This is a genomic window from Streptomyces sp. NPDC026575 (assembly GCF_055567415.1).
This window is the reverse complement of the sequence record NZ_JBVHQM010000009.1, coordinates 1-23,629: the sequence shown is the minus strand read 5'-3', so window position 1 is coordinate 23,629 and position 23,629 is coordinate 1. Positions and strand designations below refer to the sequence as shown.

Genomic DNA, 23,629 nt, shown 5'->3' with positions numbered 1-23,629 from the left:
CCGGATCGGCCGTCGGCGGTTCACGGAGCACGCACGCTAGTTGTTGCGGGGGTGGGGTTCGGACCTACTTCGGCGTTTCGCTACCCCGCGCCACCTCCCTGGGTGGACGGGGCACGCACGCCCGTACGAGCCGATCCGAACCCCCGTTCACAAAGAGGGAGTTGACGCCTCCGTGGACGCTTCTTCCGGCGGTCCGGACGGTCGCGACAGTTCCGACGGCTCGCGGACGGCGCTCGCCGGTGCGACGCGCGCCGGGGGCCAACTCGGCCAGCCCTGCACCGGCGGCACGGCCACGGCCCGCCACCAGGGTTCCACGACCGGCTCGTCGGCGGGCTCGAACGGCTTGCCCGGTGGCGGTGCGGCCACCTTCGCGCCGTGCCGCCGCGCCGCCGCGACCGTGCGCTCCACGGGCTCGGACCACGGATGGGGCGCGAGGTTGAACGTGCCCCAGTGGATCGGCAGCAGCACCCCTTCCGGGCTGCCGCCGGACAGGTCGGCGTGCGCCCGCAGCCCCTCCTCCGGAGTCATATGGATGTCCGGCCAGAAATCGCTGTACGCACCGATCTGGATCATCGTCGCGTCGAACGGGCCGTGTGCCGCGCCGATCTCGGCGAAGCCGGAGAAGTAGCCGGTGTCGCCGCTGTGGTAGATCCGGTGCTGGGGGCTGGCGACCACCCAGGAGGCCCACAGGGTGTGCTGCGGGCCGCGCAGGCCGCGGCCGCAGAAGTGCTGGGCGGGGGTGGCGGTGAGGGTCAGACCGCCGATGCGGGTGGCCTCGTGCCAGTCCAGCTCGGTGATGCGCTCCTCAGGGACGCCCCAGAACTCCAGGTCGGCGCCGATCCCGAGCGGGACGACGAAGGCCGCGCCGGTGCGGATCAGGCCCTGGATCGTGGGCATGTCGAGATGGTCGTAGTGGTCGTGCGAGATCACCACGACGTCGACCGGGTCGAGCGCGTCCAGCTCGACGGGCACCGGGTGCATCCGCTTGGGTCCGGCCCAGGTGAAGGGCGAGCAGCGCTCTCCCCAGACCGGGTCGAAGAGCACCCGCCGCCCGTCTATCTCGGCCAGCACGCTCGAATGGCCCATCCAGGTGAGCCGCAGCCCGGAGGCGGGCGGCCGGCCCCAGTCCTCGGCGGTCGGGCGGTGCACCGGGATCCGGCCGACCGGCGCCCGGCGCAGCCGCCCCTCGCGGCTCATCTGGGTACGCGCCATCGGCAGCGCGGAGCCGTGGAGCAGCTGCCTGGTGGGCGCCGGATTGCGGAACTGTCCGTCCACGAACTGCGGTGATCTGCGCATCCTGGCCAGCCGCTCTCCCGTGGGCTCGGCGCCGAAGCTTGCGGGGCGCAGGGCGGAAAGTCGAGTGCGGCGGGGTCGGGAACCGGTCACGGCACCTCCATGGTCGGGGCAGTCGCGAAGTGAACGGGCCGCGCGAGCGGCGGGTTCCGGCACACCGCGCCACGGGGCGCCGCCGTACGCTCTCCGCACCGCGACACCCGGACTCAACACCATCACCCGCAGAGGAGAACCGCGCGACCGGCCGCGGCATTCCAGGCAGGGCCGTGAGGTCTTCCCGGGTGTCCTCTCAGCTGCCTTCTCGGAGGTCCTCCCGGAGGTCTTGCCGGGCGTCTTCCGGGCTGGTGGGCAGGGCAGGCGGGCCCCGGCGCCCCCAGGGAGCAGAGCATCCACAAACCCCCTACTCGAACTCAAGTGCGACATGCTCCTCGGCGGGGCGGTAGCCGAGCCGCTGGTAGAGGGCGTTGCTGGTGGGGTTGGCGAGGTCGGCGAAGAGCAGCACCTCGTGGGCACCGGCGGCCCGGGCGGCGCCCGAGACAGCGGCGGTCACGGCCCCGGCGAAGCCGCGTCCGCGCAGCTCGGGCGGGGTGTAGACGGGGGCGACCCGGGCCATGCCGCAGAGCGTGGCGGTGACCCCGGCCATGGCGACGGGCCGTCCGCCGGTCTCCCACAGCATGCAGCGGCCGCCGGCGATGCGGTCGTCGACCGCACGGGAGTCGCGGGGCGGCGGGCCGCCGGTCTCGGCGGCGAAGGCGGTGGACCAGGCGAGCACGAGTTCCCGGTCGGCGGGCGTGGCGGGGCGGGCCGCACCGGGCGGTGCGGGGTCCGGCGGCGTCAGCGCGCCCAGCCGGTAGCGGCGGTGGCGCTTGGCGAGGCGCACCGCTCCCCCGCGCCGCTCCTGCCAGGCCGCGGCGAAGACCTCGGCCGCCGCCCGCGCGCCGTTCACCCCCGGGATACCGCCCGACTCCTGCGCCAGCGCCCGCGCCAGCTCGGCCGCGGCACCGTCCGGCATCGGCGAGAGCAGCACCGTACGCGGCGGGGTCCAGACGAACGCGGCGCCGACCGCGCCCCCGCCGCGCCGCCACCATCCGAACGACGGTGCGTCGTCCCCGTACCTGTCCCGGCCCAGTTCCCGCAGGGCGGACACCACCGTCAGCAGCACCGTGTGCTCGGCCGGCCGCCCGCGCAGGAACTCGCCCGCGGCGGCCTCGAACGCACCAGGGTCACGGGTCGTCGTCCATGCCATGTCTCACCCTCCCGCAGGTCCGCGGGCGGACGCAGCCGGTTTTCCGGGCCGGCTCCGGCCGCGCTCAGGCCCCCTCGACGGCCGTGGGCGGGGCGGGGAGTCCGGGGCGGCGGGGCAGCAGGAGGGTGCGGAGCAGGATCCGGGGGGCGACGAGCCGGGTGGGCGGGGCGGTGAGGCAGAAGACGTCCCGGAAGGCGTCGCCGACGACGCGGTCGACGGCGGCGCGGGCGAACAGTCGGTCGAGGTACCACGTGCTCAGCCGCTCGCCGAGGCCCGCCCCGGCGTCCTGGCCATCGGCGTAGGGGCGGTCCGCGCCGACTGCGGCGAGCCAGGCGGGCTCCACGGCGCGGGCCACCGCCCGCTGCGCCGCGGCGGTGGCACCGGGGCGCAGGCCGCCACCGCCCGCCAGGGTGTCGCGCACCGCCAGCGCGCCCAGTGCGGCGACCGACATGCCCTGCCCGTATATGGGGTTGAAGGTGCAGGCGGCGTCCCCCAGGACGAGGAACCCCTCGGGCAGGGCACCGGGGCGCTCGAAGTGCCGGCGCCGGTTGCGGGTGTCGCGGAAGCCGTGCACCGGCGAGCGCGGCTCGGCCTGTGCGAGCAGTTCGTGGATGTACGGGTCGCCGATCGTGGCGCTGAACGCGGTGAACTCGGCCTCCTCCGTGGGCGGATGGTGCCCGCGCACCCCCGACAGCGTCAGCAGCCAGTTGCCGTCCTCGACCGGGATGTACGCGGCGCCGCGGGGGCACTCCGGCCAGCCGGGGACGTTGACGCCCGCGTCGGGGGCGGTGTCCGGGTCCTTGGGCCGGTACATCCGGGTGGCGTAGGCGAGCCCCGCGTCCACGGACTCCTCGTGCGGCGAGGTCCGGCCCAGTTCGGCGTACCACTGGGGCGCGCGGGAGGCCCGGCCCGAGGCGTCCACGACGAGCGCGGCGGGCAGCGTCCGTTCGGCGGGCTCGCCCGGCCCGGCGTCCCGTGACCGGACCCGCACCCCGCTCACCCGGCCGGCGTCCCCGGTCAGCCCGATCGCCTCGGTCGCCTCCAGGACCTTCACCCGGGTGGTCGAGCCGGCGGCCGCCCGCAGCGCCCGCTCGCGTACGACCGCGTCCAGCACCGGCCGGGTGATGCTCAGCATGCGATGGCGACGCTCATCGAAGCGGCGCTGCCAACCGGTGGGCGTGCGGGTGAGGATGTCGCGCGGCAGGTACAGACTGCGCGCCCCCGCCTCGGTGAGCGCGGCGACCGTGCCGGGCAGCAGCTCCTCCAGCGCCCGCTGACCGCCGCTGAGGAGGAGGTGCAGATGGCGGGCCTGCGGAACGCCTTTACGGAAGGCATGGCCCTGCGGATAGCGGTCGCGTTCGACGACCGTGATCGCCTCGATGTGTCCCGCCAGGGCGGTGACGGCCAGCATTCCGGCGAGCCCGCCCCCGATCACGATCGCGGTGCGCCCGCCATTGGAGTGCTCTGCCATCCCCGCCTCGCTCCCCTGCCGGGCCCGCCCGGCCACCGATCCGCACGACTTCTTGCGAATCCTTTCCTCCCTCGTGCCACCCCAGTCCCTGACATCCCGATTTGCGGCGCCCCTGCGTCTAGACTCCCCGGCAGTGGACGCACCCGGTCCGCAAACGGTCTCACCAGCAAGGGATTCGCCTCACCAGCAAGAGATTCAAGGACGCTTGTGACATTCCAGCAGGATTCTGAGCCGTATGACGCATACGACGTACTCGTCTTCGGCGGGACGGGCGTGGACACCGTCGTGCCGGTCGGCGCGCTGCCCGTGCCGCTCGCCGATTCCCACCCGGTGGCGCCCATCCGCGAGTGGGCGGGACACACCGGCACCGGCGTCGCGCTGGGCTGCGCGGCGCTCGGGCTGGCCACCGGGCTCCTGGACTTCATCGGCGACGACCATCCCGGCAGCCTGGTCCGCGAGCGGCTGGCCGGCACCGGCGTCGACTTCCGTCCGCTGCTCTCCCCGCACGGCACCCGGCGCGCGGTCAACCTCGTCTCCCCCGACGGCCGCCGGATGTCCTTCCACGACGCCCGCGACCCGCGCGAGCTGCGGATGCCGGCCGAGCACTACCTCCCCGCGCTGCGCCGGGCCCGGCACGTCCATCTGTCGATCACGCACTTCGCGCGCTTCGTCTACGACGACATCGAGGCGCTCGGCCTCCCCGTCTCCACCGATCTGCACGACTGGGACGGTCTGACGGAACATCACCGGGAGTTCGCGCTCCGCTCGGACCTGGTGTTCCTCAGTACGGCCGGGGCGGGCGAACGGATCGGGTCCGTCATGCGCGACATCCTCCGCCAGGGGCGCGCCGAGGCGGTGATCGCGACGGCCGGCGCGGGCGGCGCGTACCTCCTCACGCCCGACGACCGCACCCCGCGGCTCGTGCCGGCCGTGGCCCCGCCCGGCCCCGTCGTGGACAGCAACGGCGCCGGCGACGCCTTCACCTGCGGTTTCCTCTACGGCCGGCTGGCGGGTCGGCCGCTGGAGGAGTGCGCGCGGATGGGCGCCGTCGCGGGAGCGCATGCGTGCACCGCGCCGGGGACGCACACCGCCCTCGTCGGACCGGACGATCTGCGCGGCGCGGTCGCCGACCCCCCGGCGGTCGCCCCGACCCTGACGGCACGTGTGGTGGAGCCGCCGGGGCTCCCGGAACCGCCGGAGGCCCAGGTCTCCCCGGCGGGGGCGTAGGCCGCCGGGCGCCGCCCGCGGCCTGCCGCCCCCGCCGGTGGCCGGTGTTCAGCCCTTGCGGCCCACCGCGCCGTAGAAAATGGTGTTGTTGAGCTCCTCGGCGCCGGGCACCGCGCCGTCCGGCCGCCACAGCGGCACCCGTACGACGCCGGGCGGCAGCAGGGCGAACGGTCCGAAGAGCCGCTCGATGCCGGCCTTCGACCGCAGGTTGAGGGTGGCGGTGGCGCTCTTGTAGACGTCCTGCACACCGGCCCGCGCCACCTCGTCCGTGCGGCCGCCCTCGTACGCCTCGTAGGGCTCGTCGGTGGCGTGCGACAGGACGAGGTGGCTGCCCGCGGGGAGCGCCTCGGCGAGGGTGGCGATGATGCCGGCCGGGTCCTCGTCGTCCCGGACGAAGTGCAGCACGGCGACGAGCAGCAGCGCCACCGGCCGGTCGAAGTCGATCAGTTCGCGGACGGTGGGGTGCGCCAGGACCGCCTCGGGGTCGCGGACGTCGCCGAGCACGAATCCGGTGTGCGCGGTGTTGGTCAGCCGGGCCCCGGCGTGGGTGGCGACGATCGGGTCGTTGTCGGCGTAGACGACGCGGGTGTCGGGGGCGATCTCGCGGGCCACCTCGTGGGTGTTGGGCGAGGTGGGGATGCCGGTGCCGATGTCGATGATCTGGCGGATGCCGCCGGCGACCAGTTCGCGCACCGCCCGGCGAAGGAACGCGCGGTTGGCGCGGGCGCTGAGCCGCACCTGGGGGTGGACCTCGATGACCCGCTCGGCGGCCACCCGGTCGACCTCGTAGTTGTCCCAGCCGCCGAGGTAGTAGTCGTACATCCGCGCCGGGTGCGGACGGCTGGTGTCGATCTCCTCGGCCGCGAAGCCGGAGTGCGCCGGCCCCGGGGCGTACGGGCCGATCTGCGGGGCCTCCGGGTCCGGGGCCGCCGGGGAGGTGTTCTGCTCGCTCATGCCGACCTCCGTTCGGTGCACCGGCCCGGTGCGGCGGAGAGCAGGAAGTCGGCGTGGCCGGCCTTCGCGCCCTCGATGAAACTCACCATTTCACGGTGTGTGTAGATCAGGGCCGGGCCGTCCGGATCGGTCGACTGGCGCAGCGCGATGCGGCCGTCCCCCAGCCGCATCGCCTCGACGCACTCGCCGCCGTTCCCACCGCTCCATGGTTTGTGCCAGCCCTCTGTGCCCAGTTCTTTGGCGGGCATGCCGTTGTAGATGCGTATGCGATCCATGGGGGGTTCAGATCTCCTTGCGAAAGCCACCCAGAATGGCCTCTGTGGTGTGTGCCGGCGCGGCCTGCGCGCACATCCGGTCCAGGGCCTCCAGGAACTGCGAGACGTCGTTGCGCTGGTCGAAGTACACGGCTCCGACGAGGCTTTCCGCGTATGCGATGTCCGGGAGTTCCGGGATCGGGAAGCGGAAGATGTGAAAGGGCCCGTACATCGCGGGGTGCGGGCCCGCGGCGAAGGGCATGAGCTGCAGGCGCACGTTCGGCAGTGCGGTGGCCTCCATGAGCCGGCTGATCTGGTCGCGCATCACCTTGGGTCCGCCGATCGGCCGCCGCAGGACGGTCTCGTCCATGACCACCCACAGCATCGGCGCGTTCTCGCGGGTCAGCAGGGCCTGCCGTTCCATGCGCAGCGCGACGATGCGGTCGATGTCGGCCGCGGAGGCGTGCGGCATACCGGCGCGCAGGACGGCGGTGGCGTAGTCCTCGGTCTGCAGCAGCCCGGGGACGTAGTGCGGCTGGTAGGCGCGGATGAGGTTGGCCTCGCCCTCCAGGCTGACGAACGCGCTGAACCACTCGGGCAGTACATCGCGGAAGCGGTGCCACCAGCCCGGCTTGTTGGCCTCGCGGGCCAGCGACAGGAAGCCCTCGATCTCGTCGCCGTCACTGACGCCGTAGGTCGCCAGCAGCTTCTCGACGTAGGGGAGTTTGAGGCCGACCTCGGCCTTCTCCATGCGCCTTATCGTGGCGTGGGTCACATCGAGCGCCGCGGCGGCCTGCTCGAAGGAGAGTCCCGCCTTTTCGCGCAGGTCCTGCAGCCGCTTGCCGAGCACCACCCGCAGGACGGTCGGTGCGCCTGCCGACCGTGGGTCCGCCACGTCCGATCGCCTCCAACTGATGTCAGTGATCAGCAGTGTGTCATGCCGTCACTATTAACGAACAGACTGCATTTACGATTCTGCAAATTACAGAGTGATCCTTGCCATCGGTGACCAACATCGCACATAGTTACGACGTGGCTTCCTCCAACAACGCTTCTTCGTTAGGGCGCTGTGGCGGCTTCGTCGCCCAGTACCCGCAGGACGCGTTCCACTTGCCGGCGCGACGCACGTCCGTTCCCGAGGCGCGCAGACGCGCCAGTGCGCTGCTGTGCGAGTGGGGCGCGGATCAACAGGTCCGCGACGACGTGGAGTTGGTGGTCTCCGAGCTGTTCACCAACGCGGTACGGCACACCGACAGCGAGAAGGTCGGCTGCGAGCTGTCCCTCGTCGGGACGCACATACGCATAGAGATCACGGACCAGGGCGGGCCGGGGCTTTCGGCGCCGCATGTCCAGCCCGGCAGCGTGGACAAGGAGTGCGGACGGGGCCTGTTCCTCGTCGGGGCCCTGTCCGACGGCTGGGGATCGCGGCCCGCCGACAGCGGTGCGGGCCGGGTCGTCTGGGCGGACCTGCCGTACAAGGGCACCGCGGCACACAACTGAGGCCCCCTTCCGCACCTGCGGAAGCGGGGCCTCGGTCATGCCGCGGGCCCGCCGTCGGGCCGCGGCCGCATTACAGCGGAAGCAAGTCCGGCCGCTTGGGCTCGACATGGTCGCCGGAGGACTCGCCGCGCAGCCGGCGGCCGATCCACGGCACGAGGTGCTCCCGCGCCCAGTGGATGTTGTCCCGCCGCGCCTCGGCGGCCGACCGCTCCGCCTCCGGGGGCCACGGCTGGTCCGGGTCGGCCGGCACCCGCAGACCGAGCACCTGGGCCGCGCGCAGCGCCACCCGGGTGTGGCCGTCGGCCGACAGATGCAGCCGGTCCTCGCTCCAGGCCCGCCGGTCCTGCACCGACTTCAGCGACCACAGGTCCAGCACCGGGCAGTCATGCCGGTCCGCGATGGCCCGCACATGCGCCGTATACGTCGCGATCTTGCCGCGCAGATGCTTGAGCACCGGGACACCGCGGGTGTCGAAGCCGGTGCAGAGCAGGACCGTGCCGACGGTCTGCCGCAGATCGGCCACCGCCGCCTCGTAGCGCTCGGCGACCGCGTCCGGGTCCGAGCCGGGCCGCAGGATGTCGTTGCCGCCGGCACAGAACGTCACCAGAGCCGGGGCGAGCTCCTTCGCCCGCGGCACCTGCTCCTCGACGATCTGGTCCAGCAGCCGCCCCCTGACGGCGAGGTTGGCATAGCGGAAGTCCCCCTCCGCCTGCTTGTCCGAGAGCAGGACCGCGAGGCGGTCCGCCCAACCGATGTACACCCCGTCAGGGCCGGGATCCCCGACCCCCTCTGTGAAGCTGTCCCCGACGGCTGCGTACGACCCGATGGCGCCGTGGGCGCCGGTGATGAAGTCTTGCGACTCATCTGCAGCGCTCCTGGCGCCGCTGCTGATGTTCTTCGAATCGTCTGCCACGTCAGGACATACTTCACCTTCAGAAGTGACCTACGCCACCGTAACCAGGGGTTGACGGGAGGTGATTAATGCCACCAGGTCAAATTCTTCTCAAGTTGGAATAATGATCGATCACTCGCCGCGCCGAGCGCCGTCCCGCGCTTCCACACACCACCATCGCGGCTTGATTGACTATTGCACCAGTGTCGTATCGTCGGTTGTGCCCGCGCCGTCGACAAGCAGCGTCGCCGGCCGACTTCAAGGAGCGCCCGTGACGCAGACGCCGCAGGTCCCCCAGGCACAGCCCGAGCTCGCGGAGGTCCGCAACTTCCGCGATGTGGGCGGGCTGCCGACCGTGGACGGGCGTCGCGTACGGGAGGGCAGGCTGTTCCGCAGCGGGCACCTCGCCCACGCCACGGAACAGGACGCGGCGTTTCTGGCCGGCCTCGGGCTGCACACCATCTTCGATTTCCGCAATGCCTCGGACATCAAGCTGGAGGGCCCCGATGTCGCGCTGCCCGGCGTGCGCAACGTGAACATCCCGCTCACCGACCCGGCCGACGGCGCGGAGTTCTGGACGATGGTGCGCGACGGTGAGCTGGGGCAGCTGCGCTCCCTGCTCGGCGACGGCAAGGCCGCGGCCCGTATGACGGCGACCTACCGGCACATCATCACCACCCGCACCGAAGACCACAGCCGGGTGCTGCACGCGCTCGCCGAGGACAGCGTCCCGGCGCTGATGCACTGCGCGGCCGGCAAGGACCGCGCCGGCCTGTCCGTCGCGGTGACCCTGCTGGCGGTCGGCGTGGAGCGGGACGCCATCCAGGAGGACTACCTCAAGTCCAACGAGCCGCACCGCCGCTACAAGATCCGCCGTTCGGACAACTCCGCGGTCGGGATGTCCCCGGAGGTACTGGAGCTGCTCTCGCCGCTGTTCGGGGCGCACGCCGACTACCTCACCGCGGCCTACGCCGCGATCGAGGAGACCTGGGGCTCCACGGAGAGCTACCTCACCGACGGCCTGAAGCTGGCGCCCGCCACCCGCGAGCGGCTGCGCGACCGGCTGCTGGAGGGCTGACCCGCCGCGGACGGCCGTGTGGCGGACTCCGGGTCACGATCGACGCCTACGAGTTCTCCAGCAATCCGGCCCGGCCGGCCCCCGCGCTCACGGCTCGGCGACCCAGCCCGCGACCAGCACCGTTCCCGACGCCCGGTGCACGGCGAGGAAGCCGAAGGGCCGGTCGTAGCGGGCCGCGATCCGCAGCGCCTGGTGGCGCGGGGGCGGCGGTGCGGCGCCCGCGGCAGCCGGCAGGACCGTGACGGCCGCCGCCCGGAAGCCCAGCGGGCCGAAGGTCGCGGTCGCCGTCTGGCGGGCGGCCGCGACCGCGAGCGGAGTGTCGCTGATCCCGGGGAAGTGCCCACGGGAGGTGTCACAGGCGCTGGCGAGACCGAAGAGGTCCGGCCGCTTCAGCAGATCGTGGTCGGCGTCGACGGTGAAGGCCGCGGTGGTGAGCTGGAACCGCGGGGCGGGGTCGTCACTGGGCACCGTCGTCACCGTCAGCCCGGGGCCCGCCCCGGCGCCCAGCGCCGCGCCGGAGACCGCAGGGTAGCTGCCGCCCAGCGCCGCGACGCCATGGTCCAGCACCTCGGCGCCCGGCATCGTGGGCCCGCCGAGCAGCAGATGCACGTCCAGGCCGTTGTCGCCCTCGACCGTGACGTCGGTGAGCGGACCGGCCGGTGTGGTGTGCACCCGCACCTGGTCCACGTCGGGCCCGGAGCGGCTGAGCGAGGTCAGCTCCCGCCCCGCCCAGGGCCCTTCGCCCACCCGGCCCGGGAACGCGTCGAACGGCCGCACCCAGGTGGTGCGCACCAGTAGCGCACTGGCCAGGAGCAGCAGCATGTCGGGGGTGACCTGCACCGGCATCCGCTCGATCAGGCCGTCGGTGTGCCGGCGCGCCCAGTCGTCCAGCGCCGCCTGGTCCGCGTCCGGGTCGTCGGTGAGCTCGCCGTGCACGCCGGGCGGCAGACCGCCCAGCCACGCGGGGCGCAGCGCCAGGGTGCGGCGGGCCCACAGGCCCACCGCCGCGTCGACGCCGTCCGCGGCGTCCAGCGCGGCGAGCAGTGCGGCGCCCTCGCGGACCGCCTGCTCCGGATCGGTGCCGAGCGCCTCGGCCAGCTCCGTACCCGCCGGGCCGGAAGCCGGGCCGGCGAGCAGGGCCAGCAGCGGCCAGACACCGGCCGCGGTCAGCACCGTGCTCTGCTTCCCCACCGCCTCCCGCGCCCAGCGCGCCGTCATCGTGTTGACCGACCGCACCGTCGTCCCGGCGACCATCGCACCCCCACCAGCGTCGTCAGCGGTGGGCGACCGCCTGTTTGACCAGCGTCCGCCCGAAGTCCCACAGCAGGCCGCCGCCGCCATGGGCGTCGTCCATAACGGCCCGGAACGCCTCGACGAAGCGGTCCACTTCCGGCTCGCCGATGATCAGCGGCGGGATCAGCTTAATGACCTCCAGATGGTCGCCGGAGACCTGGGTCAGGATGCGGTGCCGCTGCAGCAGCGGGACCACCACCATCTGCGCGAACAGGCCCTTGCGGGCCGCCTGCAGCATCGTCCAGCGGCTGCGCAGGCCCAGCGAGCTGGGGCGGCCGAACTCGATGCCGATCATCAGGCCGCGCCCGCGTACGTCGTGCAGCAGCTCGTACTCGCCGACCAGCGCGGCGAGCCGGGAGCGCAGCAGCTCACCGGTGTGCCGGGCGTGGGCGACGAGCTGTTCGTCCTCCAGCACCGTGAGCACCGCCAGGCCCGCCGCCATCGCCTGGGCGTTGGCGCCGAAGCTGGCGGAGTGCACCAGCACCCGGTCCATGGACGAGTAGACCTTCTTGAAGATCCAGTCCTTGCCGAGGGTCGCACCGACCGGGACATAGCCGCCGGAGAGCGCCTTGGCCACGCACACCAGGTCCGGTTCGACGCCGTCCTCGTGCTGGTAGGCGAAGAAGTCGCCGGTGCGGCCCAGGCCGGTCTGCACCTCGTCGGCGATCAGCAGCGCCTTGTAGCGGTGCAGCAGCTCCTGTGCGGCGCGCAGGAAGCCGGGCGGGGCGGGGTGGACGCCCTTGCCCTGGAGGGGCTCGACGACGAAGCCGGCCACGTCACCGCGCTTGAGTTCGCGTTCCAGCGCGGCCAGATCGCCCATCTCGACGGCGGTGTCCGGCAGCAGCGGGGCGAAGCCGTCGCGGAAGGCGTCCTCGCCGTTGACGGAGAGCGCGCCGGTGGTCAGGCCGTGGAAGGCGTGGGTGCAGTACAGGACGCGCGGTCTGCCGGTGGCGTAGCGGGCGAACTTCAGGGCGGTCTCGACGGCTTCGGTGCCGCTGTTGCCGAAGAAGACCCGGTCCAGGTGGGGCGCGTGGGCCAGCAGCTTCTCGGCGAGCAGTCCGGGCAGCGGTGCGCAGTCGAAGCGGGTGAGGTCGGGGAGCTGGGCGTCCAGGACGTCGTGCAGCGCCTGCCGGACGACGGGGTGGTGCCGTCCCAGGCCCATCACCCCGAAGCCGGCCAGCATGTCCAGGTAGTCCTGGCCGTCGGCGTCCCAGAAGTACGCGCCCTGCGCTCGCTCGTAGACCTTGTCGAAGCCGATGGTGCGCAGCATCCGCGGGAGCTGGTGGTTGAGGTGGCGGGTGTGCAGGTCGTAGCGTTCGGCGCCGCGCTCGGCGAGCAGCCGGGTCAGATCGAAACCGGTCACGGGGTGCTCTCCTTACGGGCCAGCGCGGCGCTGATCCGGCCGGCGATCTCGGCCGGGGTGAGGCCGAGGTCGGCCAGCAGCTCCCCGCGCCGGGCGTGCGGCAGGAACTGCTCGGGCAGGCCGAAGGTGCGCAGCGGCACATCGACGTCGGCGTCCCGCAGAGCCTGGCCGACGGCCCAGCCGACCCCGCCGGTGCGGCTGTTGTCCTCGACGACCGCCACCATCGCGTGCCGCGCGGCGAGCCGGGGGAGGGCGTCGTCGACCGGCTTGACCCAGCGCGGGTCGACGACGGTCGCGTCCACGCCGCGCGCGGCGAGCAGTTCGGCCACCCGCAGACAGACCGGGGCCATCACGCCGACCGCGACCAGCAGCACGTCCGGATGCGGTGTGCGGTACAGCACGTCGACACCGCCGACCCGGTCCACGGCCGGGATCGGATCGTCCACCGCCTCCTTGGGGAAGCGGATCACGGTCGGTGCGTCGTCCACCTCCAGCGCCTCGCGCAGCTGGGCGCGGAGCTGGTCGGCGTCGCGCGGCGCGGCGATCCGCAGCCCCGGGACGACGCCCAGCACCGACAGGTCCCACATGCCGTTGTGCGAGGCGCCGTCGGTGCCGGTGACACCGGCCCGGTCCAGGACGAAGGTGACCCCGCACCTGTGCAGGGCGACGTCCATGAGGACCTGGTCGAAGGCGCGGTTGAGGAAGGTGGCGTACACCGCGACGACGGGATGCAGTCCGCCGGTGGCCAGCCCGGCGGCCGAGACCGCGGCGTGCTGTTCGGCGATCCCCACGTCCCAGACCCGGTCCGGGAACGCCTCGGCGAACTTGCCCAGGCCCACCGGCTGCAGCATGGCCGCCGTGACGGCCACGACGTCCTCGCGCTCGGCGCCGATGCGGAGCATCTCGTCGGCGAAGACGGACGTCCAGGAGGGCGCGCCGGGCGGGGCGACCGGCGCGCAGGTCAGCGGGTCCATCATGCCGACGGTGTGGAAGTGGTCCGCCTCGTCCTCCAGGGCCGGCTGGTAGCCGCGGCCCTTCTCGGTGAGGCAGTGCACGATGACCGGGCCGCCGAAGCGCTTGGCGCGCTGCAGCGCGGACTCCAGGGCCTCCATGTCGTGGCCGTCGATCGGTCCGACGTACTTCAGGCCCAGGTCCTCGAACATGCCCTGGGGTGCGAAGGCGTCCTTGAAGCCCTTCTTGGCACCGTGCAGGGACCCGTAGAGCGGCTGCCCGACGACGGGGGTGCGCTGGAGGACGTCCTTGCCCCAGGCCAGGACCTTCTCGTAGCCGTCGGTGGTGCGCAGCGCGGCCAGATGGTCGGCCAGGCCGCCGATGGTCGGCGCGTAGGAGCGCTCGTTGTCGTTGACGACGATGATCAGCGGGCGGTCCTTGGCCGCGGCGATGTTGTTGAGCGCCTCCCAAGCCATACCGCCGGTCAGCGCGCCGTCACCGATGACGGCGACCACGTGGTCGTCCCTGCCGCACACCTGGTTGGCCTTGGCCAGGCCGTCGGCCCATCCCAGGACGGTGGAGGCGTGGGAGTTCTCGATCACGTCGTGGTCGGACTCGGCCCGGGAGGGGTAGCCGGAGAGCCCGCCCTTGGCGCGCAGTTTGGAGAAGTCCTGACGGCCGGTGAGCAGCTTGTGGACGTAGGACTGGTGGCCGGTGTCCCACAGGATGCGGTCGGCGGGCGAGTCGAAGACCCGGTGGAGGGCGATGGTCAGCTCGACGACCCCGAGGTTGGGGCCCAGATGGCCGCCGGTGCGGGCGACGGCGTGCACGAGGAAGTGCCGGATCTCCTCGGCGAGTTCGGGCAGGCGCGCCTCGGGGAGCGCCTTGAGGTCACGCGGTTCCCGGATGTGTTCCAGCATCGTCACAGGGGTCCCCCTCTGCTCGTTCGGCCGGCCGTGGTGGCGGGGAGCCCCAGGACGTGGGCTCCCCCGCTCATGGGGTCATCCGCGGTTGCCCGCGACGGTCTCCTTGGCCGCCCGGAGGGATTCCTTGAGGGAGCCCATGGTGGCCAGGACGGCCGTCGGCTCGTAGCCGCAGTGCGCCATGCAGTTGGCGCAGCGCGGGTCCTTGCCGCGGCCGTACTTCTCCCAGTCGGTCTCCTCGATGAGCTCCCGGTACGTCGGGACGTAGCCGTCGCTCATCAGGTAGCACGGGCGCTGCCAGCCGAACAGCGAGTAGTTGGGGATCGCCCAGGCCGTGCACGGGAAGTCCGCCTTGCCCTCCAGGAAGTCCAGGAAGAGCGGGCTGTGGTTGAGCCGCCAGCGGCGCCGGTTGCCGCCGGCGAAGGCTTTCTTGAACAGCTCCCGGGTCTGCTCGACGCCCAGGAAGTGCTCCTGGTCGGGGGCCTTTTCATAGGCGTAGGCGGGCGACAGCATCATCTCGTCGACCTTCAGGTCATCATTGAGGAAGTTGAGGACCTCGATGATGGTCTGCGGGGTGTCGGTGTTGAAGAAGGTGGAATTGGTGGTGACCCGGAAGCCGCGCCGCTTGGCCTCCTTGATGGCCGCCACCGCCTCGTCGAATACGCCTTCCTTCGCGACGGATTCGTCGTGCCGCTCACGCATTCCGTCGATGTGCACCGCGAACGCGAAATAGGGCGAGGGGGTGAACTCGTCCATCTTCTTGCGCAGCAGCATCGCGTTGGTGCACAGGAAGACATACTTCCGGCGAGCCACCAACTGCCGTACGATCTCGTCGATCTGCGGGTGCATCAGCGGCTCGCCGCCGGCGATGGAGACCATCGGCGCACCGGACTCCAGTACCGCGCCCACCGCCTGCGCCACCGGCATCCGCTGCTTGAGCACCCCCGCGGGGTGCTGGATCTTCCCGCAGCCCTCGCATTTGAGGTTGCACGCGAAGAGCGGTTCGAGTTCGACGATCAGCGGGAACTTCTCGCGCCGGCGAATCATCTTCTGTTCAAAGAGATAGGTCCCGACCCTGATGGACTGTCGGAGCGGCATGGCCATCTGGCTCACCTCCAGGGGAGCGGCAAAGAACGGTGCCATTCATAGAAAACAGGAAGTACCGAGCGCAGCACCCGGAAGGCTGATATTCCACCGCGCACGGTGCCGATGCGTACGAGTTCATGTTCTGGAGCGTCCACGACCACCCGGACGGCCGCAACCGGACGACCGCCGGCTCGCTGTGCCGCGCGGAGCGTGGCGGCGGATTCCATGTCCACCGCGAGCGCCCCGGAGGCGTGCAGCGCGGCCCGCTCCGCGCCGCGCACGACGTGGTCGGAGCCGCACAGCAGTCCGCTGTGCACGGTCAGGCCGCGCTGCCGCAGCGCGCGCAACAGCGGGCCGTTGTCGCGGCAGGGCAGGTCCGGCGCGCCGGGCCGGTGGTCGCGGGTGGCCTCGGCGACGACCACGTCCCCGGGGCGCATCCCGGGGGCGAGGCCGGCGCAGAAGCCGCTGGCGACGACGGGGGAACGCGCGGTCACCGGGTCCGCACCCAGCGCCTCGGCGATGGCGCGTTCGGCCGCCTGGGGGCCCATGCCCGTACGGAGCACGACCGGCCGCGGCGCCTCCTCCCCCGCCGGCCGGCCCGCTCCCCCGCGCAGCGCGAACCTCTCGATGCCGAGCGCACAGGCGATCAGCAGCGGCGGGTCCGCGTCCGCGGGGGGCCGTCTCGGCATCAGACCTCCACTGCTGCGGCGGCCGGTCCCCCGTGGAGGTAGCGGCCCAGAGCCGTCAGCGGGAAGACCTGGCGGTAGAGGTGGTAGTTGATGGAGAAGTCCCAGGGGAAGCCGGTGCCGGTGAAGTACGGCTCGTCCCAGGAGCCGTCCTCGCGCTGGGTGCCGATCAGCCAACGCACACCGCGCCGGACCGCCTCGCTCTCCCGTTCGCCGGCCGCGAGCAGCGCCATCAGCGCCCAGGCGGTCTGCGAGGCGGTCGAGGCGCCGCGCCCGGCCCACCGCTCCTTGTCCTGGTACGAGCGCTGGTCCTCGCCCCAGCCCCCGTCGTCGTTCTGCACCCGCTCCAGCCAGCGCACGGCGCGGCGGACCGCCGGGTGCGCGGCGGGAATGCCGGCCGCGGCGAGCGCGGGGAGCACCGAGCCGGTGCCGTAGACGTAGTTGGTGCCCCAGCGGCCGAACCAGGCGCCGCTGGGCTCCTGCTCGGCCAGCAGCCAGGCGATCCCGCGGCGGGTGCGCGGGTCGTGCGTACGGCCGACGTCGGCGAGCATCTCCACGACATGGGCGGTGACATCGGCCGACGGCGGGTCGATGACCTCGCCGAAGTCGCAGAACGGCAGGCGGTCGGGCAGCGGGCTGGTGTTGTCGACGTCGAACGCTCCCCAGCCCCCGTTCCTGGACTGCATGCCGAGGTTCCACCGCACCGCGCGGCGCACCGCGCCCTGGACCCGCTGCGGGTCGGGGTGGTCGATACGGCGCAGCGCGAGCACCACCTCGGCGGTGTCGTCGATGTCCGGATAGTTGTCGTTGTCGAACTCGAACGCCCAGCCGCCGGACGGGAGTTGGGGCCGCCGTACGCTCCAGTCGCCGGGCCGGTCGAGCTGCTCGGCGAGCATCCAGTCGGCGGCCGCGACCAACTGCGGGTGGTCGGCGGGCAGTCCGGCGTCGGCCAGAGCGATGGCGGCCAGGCAGGTGTCCCAGACCGGGGACTGGCATGCCTCGATCATCCGGGCGCCGTCCTCGCGCCAGACCGCGAACCGGTCCAGCGACGCGAGGCCGGAGCGCAGCACGGGGTGGTCGAGGTCGTAGCCGAGGAGGTGCAGGGCGATGATCGAGTAGACGGCCGGGGGCTGGATGCCGCCCCAGCAGCCGTCGTTCTCCTGCCGTTCGATGATCCAGCGGGCCGCGGAGCGCATCGCGGCGCCGCGCAGCTTGCGCGGGGCGACCTTGTGGTAGAGGTGCAGCGCCTTGTCCAGGCGCTGGAAGACGCCGTCCCAGCTGGTGGCGGGGGCGAGCGGCCGGGGCGGGTTCGGGTTGCCGGGGTCGGTGTGCAGCTCGTCGAGGGCGAACGGCGCCGGGCGGACCGGGCGCTTGGCCGAGACGATGGTCAGCGGCACGATGGTCTGCCGCGCCCAGCACCCGAAGTCATAGATGTTGAGCGGGAACCACTTGGGGAAGTAGAGGAGTTCCGGCGGGAGTTCGGGCAGGTCCTCCCACTTCCACCAGCCGAAGAGCGCCAGCCAGATACGGGTGAAGACCCGGGCGGCGGCGATACCGCCCTGCGCGCGGATCCAGGCCGCGGCCCTGGCCATGTGGGGCGCGTCGGGCTCGTCCCCGGCGAGCCGGAGGGCGACATAGGCTTCGATGGTGGCGGAGAGCTCGCCGGGCCCGCCGTAGAACGTGGCCCAGGTCCCGTCCTCGCCCTGCTCACCGCGGATGTAGCGGGCCCCGGCCTCGGTGAGCTTCGGGTCCTGGATGCCCAGGAACTGGCGGAGCATCAGGTCCTCGGCGTCCATCGTGACGTTGGTCTGGAGGTCGCCCTTCCACCATCCGGCGGGGTCCTGGACGGACAGCAGGTAGTCGGTGGCGCGGGCGGTCGCGCGCCGGGCCGCCTCCGCCGTGTCCTGGAGTACGGCGGTATCCGTGCGGTGGGTCGGTTCGGTTGTCTCAGCGGTGGTGTCGCTGGCCGAGGGGCCCCGGGGCGGCAGCGCCCCGGTGCTTCCGTCGGTCGTCGCTGTCATGGCTTCCCCTTCGGCAGTGAACTGTCAAAGCGTGCTCAGGGATTCCGTCGGCCGGCGCCCGGATGGCACCGGCCGGCGACTGCGATCTATTCGGTGTCGAAGCGTGATCATCTCTCTCGTACAACGACGAAGTCGGCGAGTGCGACGAGCTGTGCGCGGATCTTTTCCGGCATCTCGATCTCGTCCAGCGCGGCGATCGCGGTGGCGTGCTGGCGGCGGGCCTCCTGGGAGGTCCACTCGCGGCCGCCGGCCTCCTCGATGAGGGCCGCGCGGGAGGCGAACTCCTCCTCGGTGAAGTCGGCGATCTCGGTCTCGCTCTTCTTGGCGTCGGCCGCCAGGATCCGGGCCAGCCGTTCGGAGGCCGGGCCCCCGGCGGCGAGCGCGGCGACGACCGGCAGCGACTTCTTGCGCTGGCGCAGATCGCTCCAGGGTCGCTTGCCGGTGGCCTCCGGGTCGCCCCAGATGCCGAGTACGTCGTCGACGGCCTGGAAGGCGAGGCCGAGGTGGTAGCCGTACTTCTCCAGGGTGTCCGCGGTGTGGTCGTCGGCGCCGCCCAGGACCGCACCGATGGAGACGGCGCAGGCCAGCAGCGCGCCGGTCTTGTTGCCCTCCATCTCCAGGCACTCCTCGACGGTGACCCGCTCGCGGTGCTCGTAGGAGATGTCCTGCGCCTGGCCGTCGATCAGCTTGCGGGTGGCCAGGGTGAGCCGCCGGGTGGCGCGGCCGGCGTCGACCGTGCCGAGCTCCAGCAGTATTTCGTTGGCGAGGGCGAACAGCGCGTCGCCGACGAGGATGGCCTGCGCGGGGCCGTGCACCTTCCACACCGTGTCGCGGTGCCGGCGCTGCTCGTCGCCGTCCATGAGGTCGTCGTGCAGCAGCGAGAAGTTGTGCACCAGCTCGACGGCGACCGCGCCGGGGATGCCGACCTCGGGGGCCGCGCCGGCGGCCTCGGCCGAGAGCAGGGCCAGCGCGGGACGCACCGCCTTGCCGCTGTCCCCCGAGCTGGGGTTGCCCGCGGCGTCGATCCAGCCGAAGTGGTAGGCGGCGACGGTGTCCATGGGAGGAGCGAGCCGGTCCACGGCGGCACGCAGCACGGGAGTGGCGAGCGTCCGTCCGCGCTCCAGCAGCGCGGTGACGCTCTCGGTGTCGATAGCTGGGGAAGCCGGATTCACGGTTTCTCCTCTGTTTCCGATGCTCGTGCTCGTGGGAGCGCTGGTACTCGTGGTCATGCCGCCTCCTGAGGCAACTGGCCCTGGGGGAAGCCGAGTTCGGTGAGTGCTTCGCGGGCGGCGGCGGTGCCGCTGCGGACAGCGCTTTCCATGGTCGCGGGCCACCCGGTGGCGGTCCACGCACCGGCCAGGAACAGGCCGGGGGCTTGGGTGCGGGCGGCGGGGCGGAGCCTGCCGACGCCCGGGGCGGGCGCGAAGGTCGCGGTGCGCTCGCGGGTGACGAAGAAGTCGCGGATCCTGGCGCCGCGGGCGGCGGGCAGCAGCCGCTCCAGTTCGGGCAGGTAGCGGGCGCGGAGCTTGGCGACCGGCTGGTCGATCTCCTCCTGCGCGGCGGACTGCGAGAGGGCCAGGTACTGGCAGCCGGCCCCGTCGGGCTGCCCGGACCCTTCGGAGGGGCCGGCCAGCCCGGATGCCTCTGTACGGTCGAAGACCCACTGGACCGGGGAGCCGACCGCGGCGAAGAAGGGGCGGCGCAGCACCTTGCGGTCGTAGACCACATGGACGTTGAGGATCGGGGCGGTGCCGATGTCCAGCAGGCGGTCCTTGCCGGCCAGTGCTCCGTCGGGCAGCAGGGCGTGGGTCTCGCGCTGCGGTACGGCGAGGACGACGGTGCCGGCGGTGAGCTGCTCGCTGCCGTGCGGGCCGTTGTCCACCGAGACCCGCCAGCCGTCGTCCGTGCGCGTCAGGGCCCCGGCGCGGGTGCGCAGGGCGAGGCGCACCCCGGCCTTCTCCAGGGCCGTACGGGCGAGGCCGTCGTGGACGTCGCCGAGCGGGACGCGGGACCAGCCGATGTCGGCGGCGCCCGGGGCGGACAGCAGCCCGGTCTTGAAGACCTTCGCGGCCAGGCCCATCGAGGCGTCGGCGGCGCGGGCGTTGAGGGTGGCGATCCCGACCAGGTCCCACAGCGCCTCGACGGCGCGCGGCGACTGGCCGTAACGGCGCAGCCAGCTGCCGAAGTCGACGCCGTCCAGCGCCGGGTCGGCGGGGTCGAGGCCCTTGAGCGCGAGGGTGGCGCGGACGACGCCGGCCCGCTCCACCGGGGACAGGTGCGGATAGCCCGCGAGGCTCTTGGCGAGGTGCAGCGGGACCGGCAGGGCGGTGCGGCGCAGCCGGCCGAGCCGCATCCGGTCGGCGTCCAGGACCGGTACGTCCATCCGGTCCTGCAGGGGCACCAGATGCGTGGCCCCGATCCGCTCCAGCAGCCCGCTGTAGGCGGTGCAGCAGCGCAGATAGACATGCTGGCCGTTGTCGACGCTCAGCTCGCCGGCGGCGCCGTCGCGCCGGAAGGAGAAGACCAGGCCGCCCAGGCGGGGCCGGCCCTCGACGAGGGTGACCCGCAGCCCCGCGTCGGCCAGCGCGAGCGCCGCGGTCGTGCCCGCGAGGCCGCCCCCGATGACGACCGCGGCGGTGGCGTGCGATGTCATGTGGCCTCCCCCCGTACGTGTGTCATGGACGCAGTCGCCTCGGGGAGGGTTGCCCGCCGCGCTGGCGCGGGGTCACCGCTGTCGTTCGCGGCCCGGCGCATCATCCACGCCTCCGGACGGCCTGCCGGCGCCCGATCGCCCGCGCGTCGAGCCCGGACAGCCCGCGCACCGCGACGAACGCCTTCTCCCGGCCGGGCAGCGACACCCGGCCGCGCAGCACCGCTTCGGGGTCCGACGCGATCCGGGTGAGCAGGCGGTGGTAGATGCCGGCCATCGCGGCCACACAGGCGCCGCTGCGCCGGTCGAGCATCGGCAGCAGCCGGAAGCCCTCGGCGAACAGCGCGCGGGCCCGCTTCACCTCGAAGTGCACCAGGCCGGCGAAGTCGGAGCCGGGCGGCGGGACGGGACCGGCGAACCCGGCCGAGCAGCCGAACTTGGCGAGGTCCTCGGCGGGCAGGTACGTACGGCCGTTGCCGGCGTCCTCGCGAACGTCCCTGAGAATGTTGGTCAGTTGGAGGGCGAGACCGAGCGTGTCGGCGTACTCGGGGGCGCGCTCGGCGTCCGGCGCACCCGGCACCGTGCCGAACACGCCGAGCGAGAGCCGGCCGATGGCTCCGGCGACACAGCGGCAGTAGACCCGGAGGTCCTCCCAGGTCTCGTAGGTCTCGCCGCGCACATCCGCCAGCACACCGTCGATCAGCTCGTCCAGCGCGTCGAGCGGGATGGGGAAGCGCGCGGCGGCGTCGGCGAGCGCGACGGCCACCGGATCGGTGTCGTCCTCGTCGACCAGGCCGTTCTTGATGCGGGCCAGCAGCGCCCGGGTGTCCTCCAGGCGTTGCTGCTTGGCGGTGGTCTCCAGATTGCCGTCGCCGATGTCGTCGACCCGGCGGGAGAAGGCGTAGAGCGCCGACATGGCCTGCCGCCGGTCGGTCGGCAGCAGCCGGATGCCGTAGGCGAAGTTGCGCGCCTGCTGACCGGTGACGGCCTCGCAGTAGCGGTACGCAGCGAGCACCGGCGCGGACGCGTGTGCGGTTGCCTCCACGGTCCGGCTCACCCCTCTCTTCGCAGTACGGCCGCAAGCTCGCGCATCAGGCTGAGCTTGGTCGGCTTGGGCGGTCCAGGGAGTACGTCGTGTTCGGCGGCCGCCACCGCCTGGAGTGCGGCGCGTCCGCCGGCCACGAATCCGGCCAGCAGCAGCTTGAGTCTGCCGTGGACGCTACCCACCAGCGCGGTGCCTTCATTCAGCAGGTCACGGGCGCGTTCGGCTTCGAACGCGATCAGTGCGCGCACCGATGCGCCCCCGCTCGGGGCGGCCAGATCGGCCTCGGTGACGCCGAAGCGTTTCATGTCCTCGGCGGGGAGGTAGACGCGGTCGCGCCCGAGGTCCTCGGCCACGTCCTGGACGTGCTCGACGATCTGCAGGGCGGTGCAGACCGCGTCGGAACGGCGGATCCGCTCGGGGCTGGACGTACCGGTGATGCCGAGGACGAGCCGGCCGACGGGGTTGGCCGACAGCTCGCAGTAGGCCACCAGGTCGTCGTAGGTGGCGTAGCGGCTCACCCGCTGGTCCTGGCGGTTGGCCTCGATCAGGTCGAGGAAGGGCTCGGGGGTCAGCTCGCAGCGGCGGACGGTCGGGCCCAGGCGGCGCATCAGCGGGTGCTTGGGGCCGGGCGCGCGGTCGCTGAAGACGCGGTGCAGATCCGCCTCCAGGGCGTCCAGCAGCGCGTGCCGGTCTCCGCCACTCTCGGCTTCGCCGGAGCGGGAGGTGCCCCCGGCCTGGGCGCGGTCGAGGCCGAGGAGTACGGCGTCGCCGCCGCCGGGCGCGAGATCGCCGTCGCCGATGTCGTCGACGAGCCGCGCGAAGCCGTAGACGGCCATCAGATCGGCCCGCCAGACGCGGGGCAGGAAGAACGGCGCGACCGGGAAGTTCTCGTGTGCGGCCTGATCGAGCACGGTGCGCGTCTGGTCCCGCCCGTCACCCGTCGCCACCCTTCCGACGAAGGCGCGACGCGCCCGCTCGTTGTCTCGGCTCACCGGGGGCTGCCCGGCGCATTTCGGTGCCGGAGCGAACCAGTAGCCATTGCCGTCACGTCTCCCGTTCTACACCGCCAAGCTAAAACATCCCATTTCGGACACGCCGCACCCCGCGACGCGCCCTGATCGAGCCATCGTCACCCTTTTAGGTGAGCATCGCCCGACCTATACCACTTGTGCTGTTCGGTACCCGTACAGCTTACGCCGTGCCTCTCGTACAGGTCCGCGCGGGTACCGAGCCCTTGGATGGCGATCCGGCCGGCCTCCACTTTGCCCGAACTCACCCCGGCGCAGCACGAGTTGGCCCTCACCTCACGCCGAAGGCCCCCGCGAGGCGGACGCGCGGGGGCCTTCCGGTGCGAGTGGGGCTACTTGCCCGTTTCCTTCTCGTACGCCTTGATGACCTCGTCGGTGGGGCCGTCCATCAGCAGTTCGCCGCGTTCCAGCCACAGGACCCGGTCGCAGGTGTCGCGGATGGACTTGTTGTTGTGGCTGACCAGGAAGACCGTGCCGGCTTCCTTGCGCAGCTCGCGGATGCGGGCCTCGGAGCGCTTTTGGAAGGCGCGGTCGCCGGTGGCCAGGGCCTCGTCGATCATCAGCACGTCGTGGTCCTTGGCGGCGGCGATGGAGAACCGCAGCCGGGCGGCCATACCGGAGGAGTAGGTGCGCATCGGCAGCGAGATGAAGTCGCCCTTCTCGTTGAT

Annotated in this window: 21 protein-coding genes; 3 read left to right on the top strand and 18 right to left on the bottom strand. The window is 72.5% G+C overall.

Annotation, left to right across the window (positions count from 1 at the left end):
• Positions 1–147: 147 nt before the first annotated feature.
• The 3 genes from ACZ4NB_RS14365 to ACZ4NB_RS14355 form a co-directional block, all read right to left on the bottom strand.
• The gene (locus ACZ4NB_RS14365) at positions 148–1,386 is read right to left on the bottom strand and encodes an MBL fold metallo-hydrolase (RefSeq protein ID WP_467661319.1); all 1,239 of its coding nucleotides are present in this window, start codon (positions 1,384–1,386) and stop codon (positions 148–150) included.
• Between the two features lie 307 nt (positions 1,387–1,693).
• A complete protein-coding gene (locus ACZ4NB_RS14360) occupies positions 1,694–2,539 on the bottom strand; it encodes a GNAT family N-acetyltransferase (protein ID WP_467661317.1) in 846 nt (281 codons plus the stop codon).
• Between the two features lie 64 nt (positions 2,540–2,603).
• Positions 2,604–4,010 carry an NAD(P)/FAD-dependent oxidoreductase gene (locus ACZ4NB_RS14355; RefSeq protein WP_467661315.1) on the bottom strand — a complete coding sequence of 469 codons (1,407 nt, stop codon included), beginning with the start codon at positions 4,008–4,010 and terminating at the stop codon, positions 2,604–2,606.
• A 207-nt stretch (positions 4,011–4,217) separates the two neighbouring features.
• On the opposite strand from ACZ4NB_RS14355, the gene ACZ4NB_RS14350 reads away from it, so the two are divergent.
• A complete protein-coding gene (locus tag ACZ4NB_RS14350) occupies positions 4,218–5,237 on the top strand; it encodes a carbohydrate kinase family protein (protein WP_467661313.1) in 1,020 nt (339 codons plus the stop codon).
• 48 nt (positions 5,238–5,285) lie between these two features.
• On the opposite strand, the gene ACZ4NB_RS14345 is transcribed toward ACZ4NB_RS14350, so the two are convergent.
• The 3 genes from ACZ4NB_RS14345 to ACZ4NB_RS14335 are packed head-to-tail and all read right to left on the bottom strand — an operon-like array spanning position 5,286 to position 7,340.
• Positions 5,286–6,191: an SAM-dependent methyltransferase gene (locus tag ACZ4NB_RS14345; protein WP_467661311.1), complete on the bottom strand. Its 906-nt coding sequence runs from the start codon at positions 6,189–6,191 to the stop codon at positions 5,286–5,288.
• Complete coding sequence (locus ACZ4NB_RS14340; RefSeq protein ID WP_393500283.1) at positions 6,188–6,466, bottom strand: DUF397 domain-containing protein; 279 nt, start codon at positions 6,464–6,466, stop codon at positions 6,188–6,190. Before ACZ4NB_RS14340 ends, ACZ4NB_RS14345 begins: the two co-directional genes overlap by 4 nt.
• A gap of 7 nt (positions 6,467–6,473) precedes the next feature.
• Positions 6,474–7,340, bottom strand: coding sequence for a helix-turn-helix domain-containing protein (locus ACZ4NB_RS14335; RefSeq protein ID WP_467661309.1), 867 nt, complete (start codon positions 7,338–7,340; stop codon positions 6,474–6,476).
• A gap of 110 nt (positions 7,341–7,450) precedes the next feature.
• On the opposite strand from ACZ4NB_RS14335, the gene ACZ4NB_RS14330 reads away from it, so the two are divergent.
• Positions 7,451–7,945 (top strand): ATP-binding protein, encoded by a 495-nt coding sequence (locus ACZ4NB_RS14330; protein WP_467661307.1) that lies wholly within the window; start codon positions 7,451–7,453, stop codon positions 7,943–7,945.
• Between the two features lie 70 nt (positions 7,946–8,015).
• Here the strand turns inward: ACZ4NB_RS14330 and ACZ4NB_RS14325 are convergent, their stop codons facing one another.
• Positions 8,016–8,858 carry an SGNH/GDSL hydrolase family protein gene (locus ACZ4NB_RS14325; protein ID WP_467661305.1) on the bottom strand — a complete coding sequence of 281 codons (843 nt, stop codon included), beginning with the start codon at positions 8,856–8,858 and terminating at the stop codon, positions 8,016–8,018.
• A gap of 250 nt (positions 8,859–9,108) precedes the next feature.
• Here ACZ4NB_RS14325 and ACZ4NB_RS14320 point away from each other — a divergent pair, with 250 nt between their 5' ends.
• Positions 9,109–9,915 carry a tyrosine-protein phosphatase gene (locus ACZ4NB_RS14320; protein WP_467661303.1) on the top strand — a complete coding sequence of 269 codons (807 nt, stop codon included), beginning with the start codon at positions 9,109–9,111 and terminating at the stop codon, positions 9,913–9,915.
• Positions 9,916–10,002: 87 nt separating this feature from the next.
• Here ACZ4NB_RS14320 and ACZ4NB_RS14315 read toward each other — a convergent pair whose 3' ends face one another.
• The 11 genes from ACZ4NB_RS14315 to ACZ4NB_RS14265 all read right to left on the bottom strand — a co-directional run.
• On the bottom strand, positions 10,003–11,169 hold the full coding sequence (locus tag ACZ4NB_RS14315) for a serpin family protein (protein WP_467661301.1): 1,167 nt from the start codon (positions 11,167–11,169) through the stop codon (positions 10,003–10,005).
• A gap of 19 nt (positions 11,170–11,188) precedes the next feature.
• Positions 11,189–12,571 carry an aspartate aminotransferase family protein gene (locus ACZ4NB_RS14310; RefSeq protein ID WP_467661299.1) on the bottom strand — a complete coding sequence of 461 codons (1,383 nt, stop codon included), beginning with the start codon at positions 12,569–12,571 and terminating at the stop codon, positions 11,189–11,191.
• Entirely contained in the window at positions 12,568–14,448 is a 1,881-nt protein-coding gene (gene dxs / locus ACZ4NB_RS14305; RefSeq protein ID WP_467661297.1) for a 1-deoxy-D-xylulose-5-phosphate synthase, read from the bottom strand. Before dxs ends, ACZ4NB_RS14310 begins: the two co-directional genes overlap by 4 nt.
• A 75-nt stretch (positions 14,449–14,523) precedes the next feature.
• Positions 14,524–15,549: an adenosyl-hopene transferase HpnH gene (gene hpnH / locus ACZ4NB_RS14300; RefSeq protein ID WP_467661296.1), complete on the bottom strand. Its 1,026-nt coding sequence runs from the start codon at positions 15,547–15,549 to the stop codon at positions 14,524–14,526.
• A 5-nt stretch (positions 15,550–15,554) separates the two neighbouring features.
• Positions 15,555–16,220 (bottom strand): phosphorylase family protein, encoded by a 666-nt coding sequence (locus tag ACZ4NB_RS14295; RefSeq protein WP_467661294.1) that lies wholly within the window; start codon positions 16,218–16,220, stop codon positions 15,555–15,557.
• Positions 16,220–18,238, bottom strand: a complete 2,019-nt coding sequence (shc, locus tag ACZ4NB_RS14290) for a squalene--hopene cyclase (RefSeq protein ID WP_467661292.1) — start codon at positions 18,236–18,238, stop codon at positions 16,220–16,222. The genes ACZ4NB_RS14295 and shc overlap by 1 nt, the downstream gene beginning before the upstream one ends.
• A 107-nt stretch (positions 18,239–18,345) precedes the next feature.
• Entirely contained in the window at positions 18,346–19,410 is a 1,065-nt protein-coding gene (locus ACZ4NB_RS14285) for a polyprenyl synthetase family protein (protein ID WP_467661290.1), read from the bottom strand.
• Between the two features lie 53 nt (positions 19,411–19,463).
• Entirely contained in the window at positions 19,464–20,891 is a 1,428-nt protein-coding gene (gene hpnE, locus ACZ4NB_RS14280; protein WP_467661288.1) for a hydroxysqualene dehydroxylase HpnE, read from the bottom strand.
• A gap of 100 nt (positions 20,892–20,991) precedes the next feature.
• Positions 20,992–21,945 carry a presqualene diphosphate synthase HpnD gene (gene hpnD, locus ACZ4NB_RS14275; RefSeq protein WP_467661287.1) on the bottom strand — a complete coding sequence of 318 codons (954 nt, stop codon included), beginning with the start codon at positions 21,943–21,945 and terminating at the stop codon, positions 20,992–20,994.
• Positions 21,942–22,844 (bottom strand): squalene synthase HpnC, encoded by a 903-nt coding sequence (gene hpnC, locus ACZ4NB_RS14270; protein ID WP_467661716.1) that lies wholly within the window; start codon positions 22,842–22,844, stop codon positions 21,942–21,944. The genes hpnD and hpnC overlap by 4 nt, the downstream gene beginning before the upstream one ends.
• Positions 22,845–23,293: 449 nt before the next feature.
• Positions 23,294–23,629: ABC transporter ATP-binding protein (locus ACZ4NB_RS14265; protein ID WP_467661285.1), on the bottom strand; the 336-nt coding region annotated here is incomplete at its 5' end.

What these genes read in the sequence shown, in the direction of transcription:
- ACZ4NB_RS14340 (WP_393500283.1), bottom strand. Translation starts at nt 6,466, where the DNA reads ATGGATCGCATACGCATCTACAACGGCATGCCCGCCAAAGAACTGGGC.
- ACZ4NB_RS14360 (WP_467661317.1), bottom strand. Translation starts at nt 2,539, where the DNA reads ATGGCATGGACGACGACCCGTGACCCTGGTGCGTTCGAGGCCGCCGCG.
- ACZ4NB_RS14295 (WP_467661294.1), bottom strand. Translation starts at nt 16,220, where the DNA reads ATGCCGAGACGGCCCCCCGCGGACGCGGACCCGCCGCTGCTGATCGCC.
- hpnE (WP_467661288.1), bottom strand. Translation starts at nt 20,891, where the DNA reads ATGACATCGCACGCCACCGCCGCGGTCGTCATCGGGGGCGGCCTCGCG.
- ACZ4NB_RS14315 (WP_467661301.1), bottom strand. Translation starts at nt 11,169, where the DNA reads ATGGTCGCCGGGACGACGGTGCGGTCGGTCAACACGATGACGGCGCGC.
- ACZ4NB_RS14355 (WP_467661315.1), bottom strand. Translation starts at nt 4,010, where the DNA reads ATGGCAGAGCACTCCAATGGCGGGCGCACCGCGATCGTGATCGGGGGC.
- shc (WP_467661292.1), bottom strand. Translation starts at nt 18,238, where the DNA reads ATGACAGCGACGACCGACGGAAGCACCGGGGCGCTGCCGCCCCGGGGC.
- hpnH (WP_467661296.1), bottom strand. Translation starts at nt 15,549, where the DNA reads ATGGCCATGCCGCTCCGACAGTCCATCAGGGTCGGGACCTATCTCTTT.
- ACZ4NB_RS14345 (WP_467661311.1), bottom strand. Translation starts at nt 6,191, where the DNA reads ATGAGCGAGCAGAACACCTCCCCGGCGGCCCCGGACCCGGAGGCCCCG.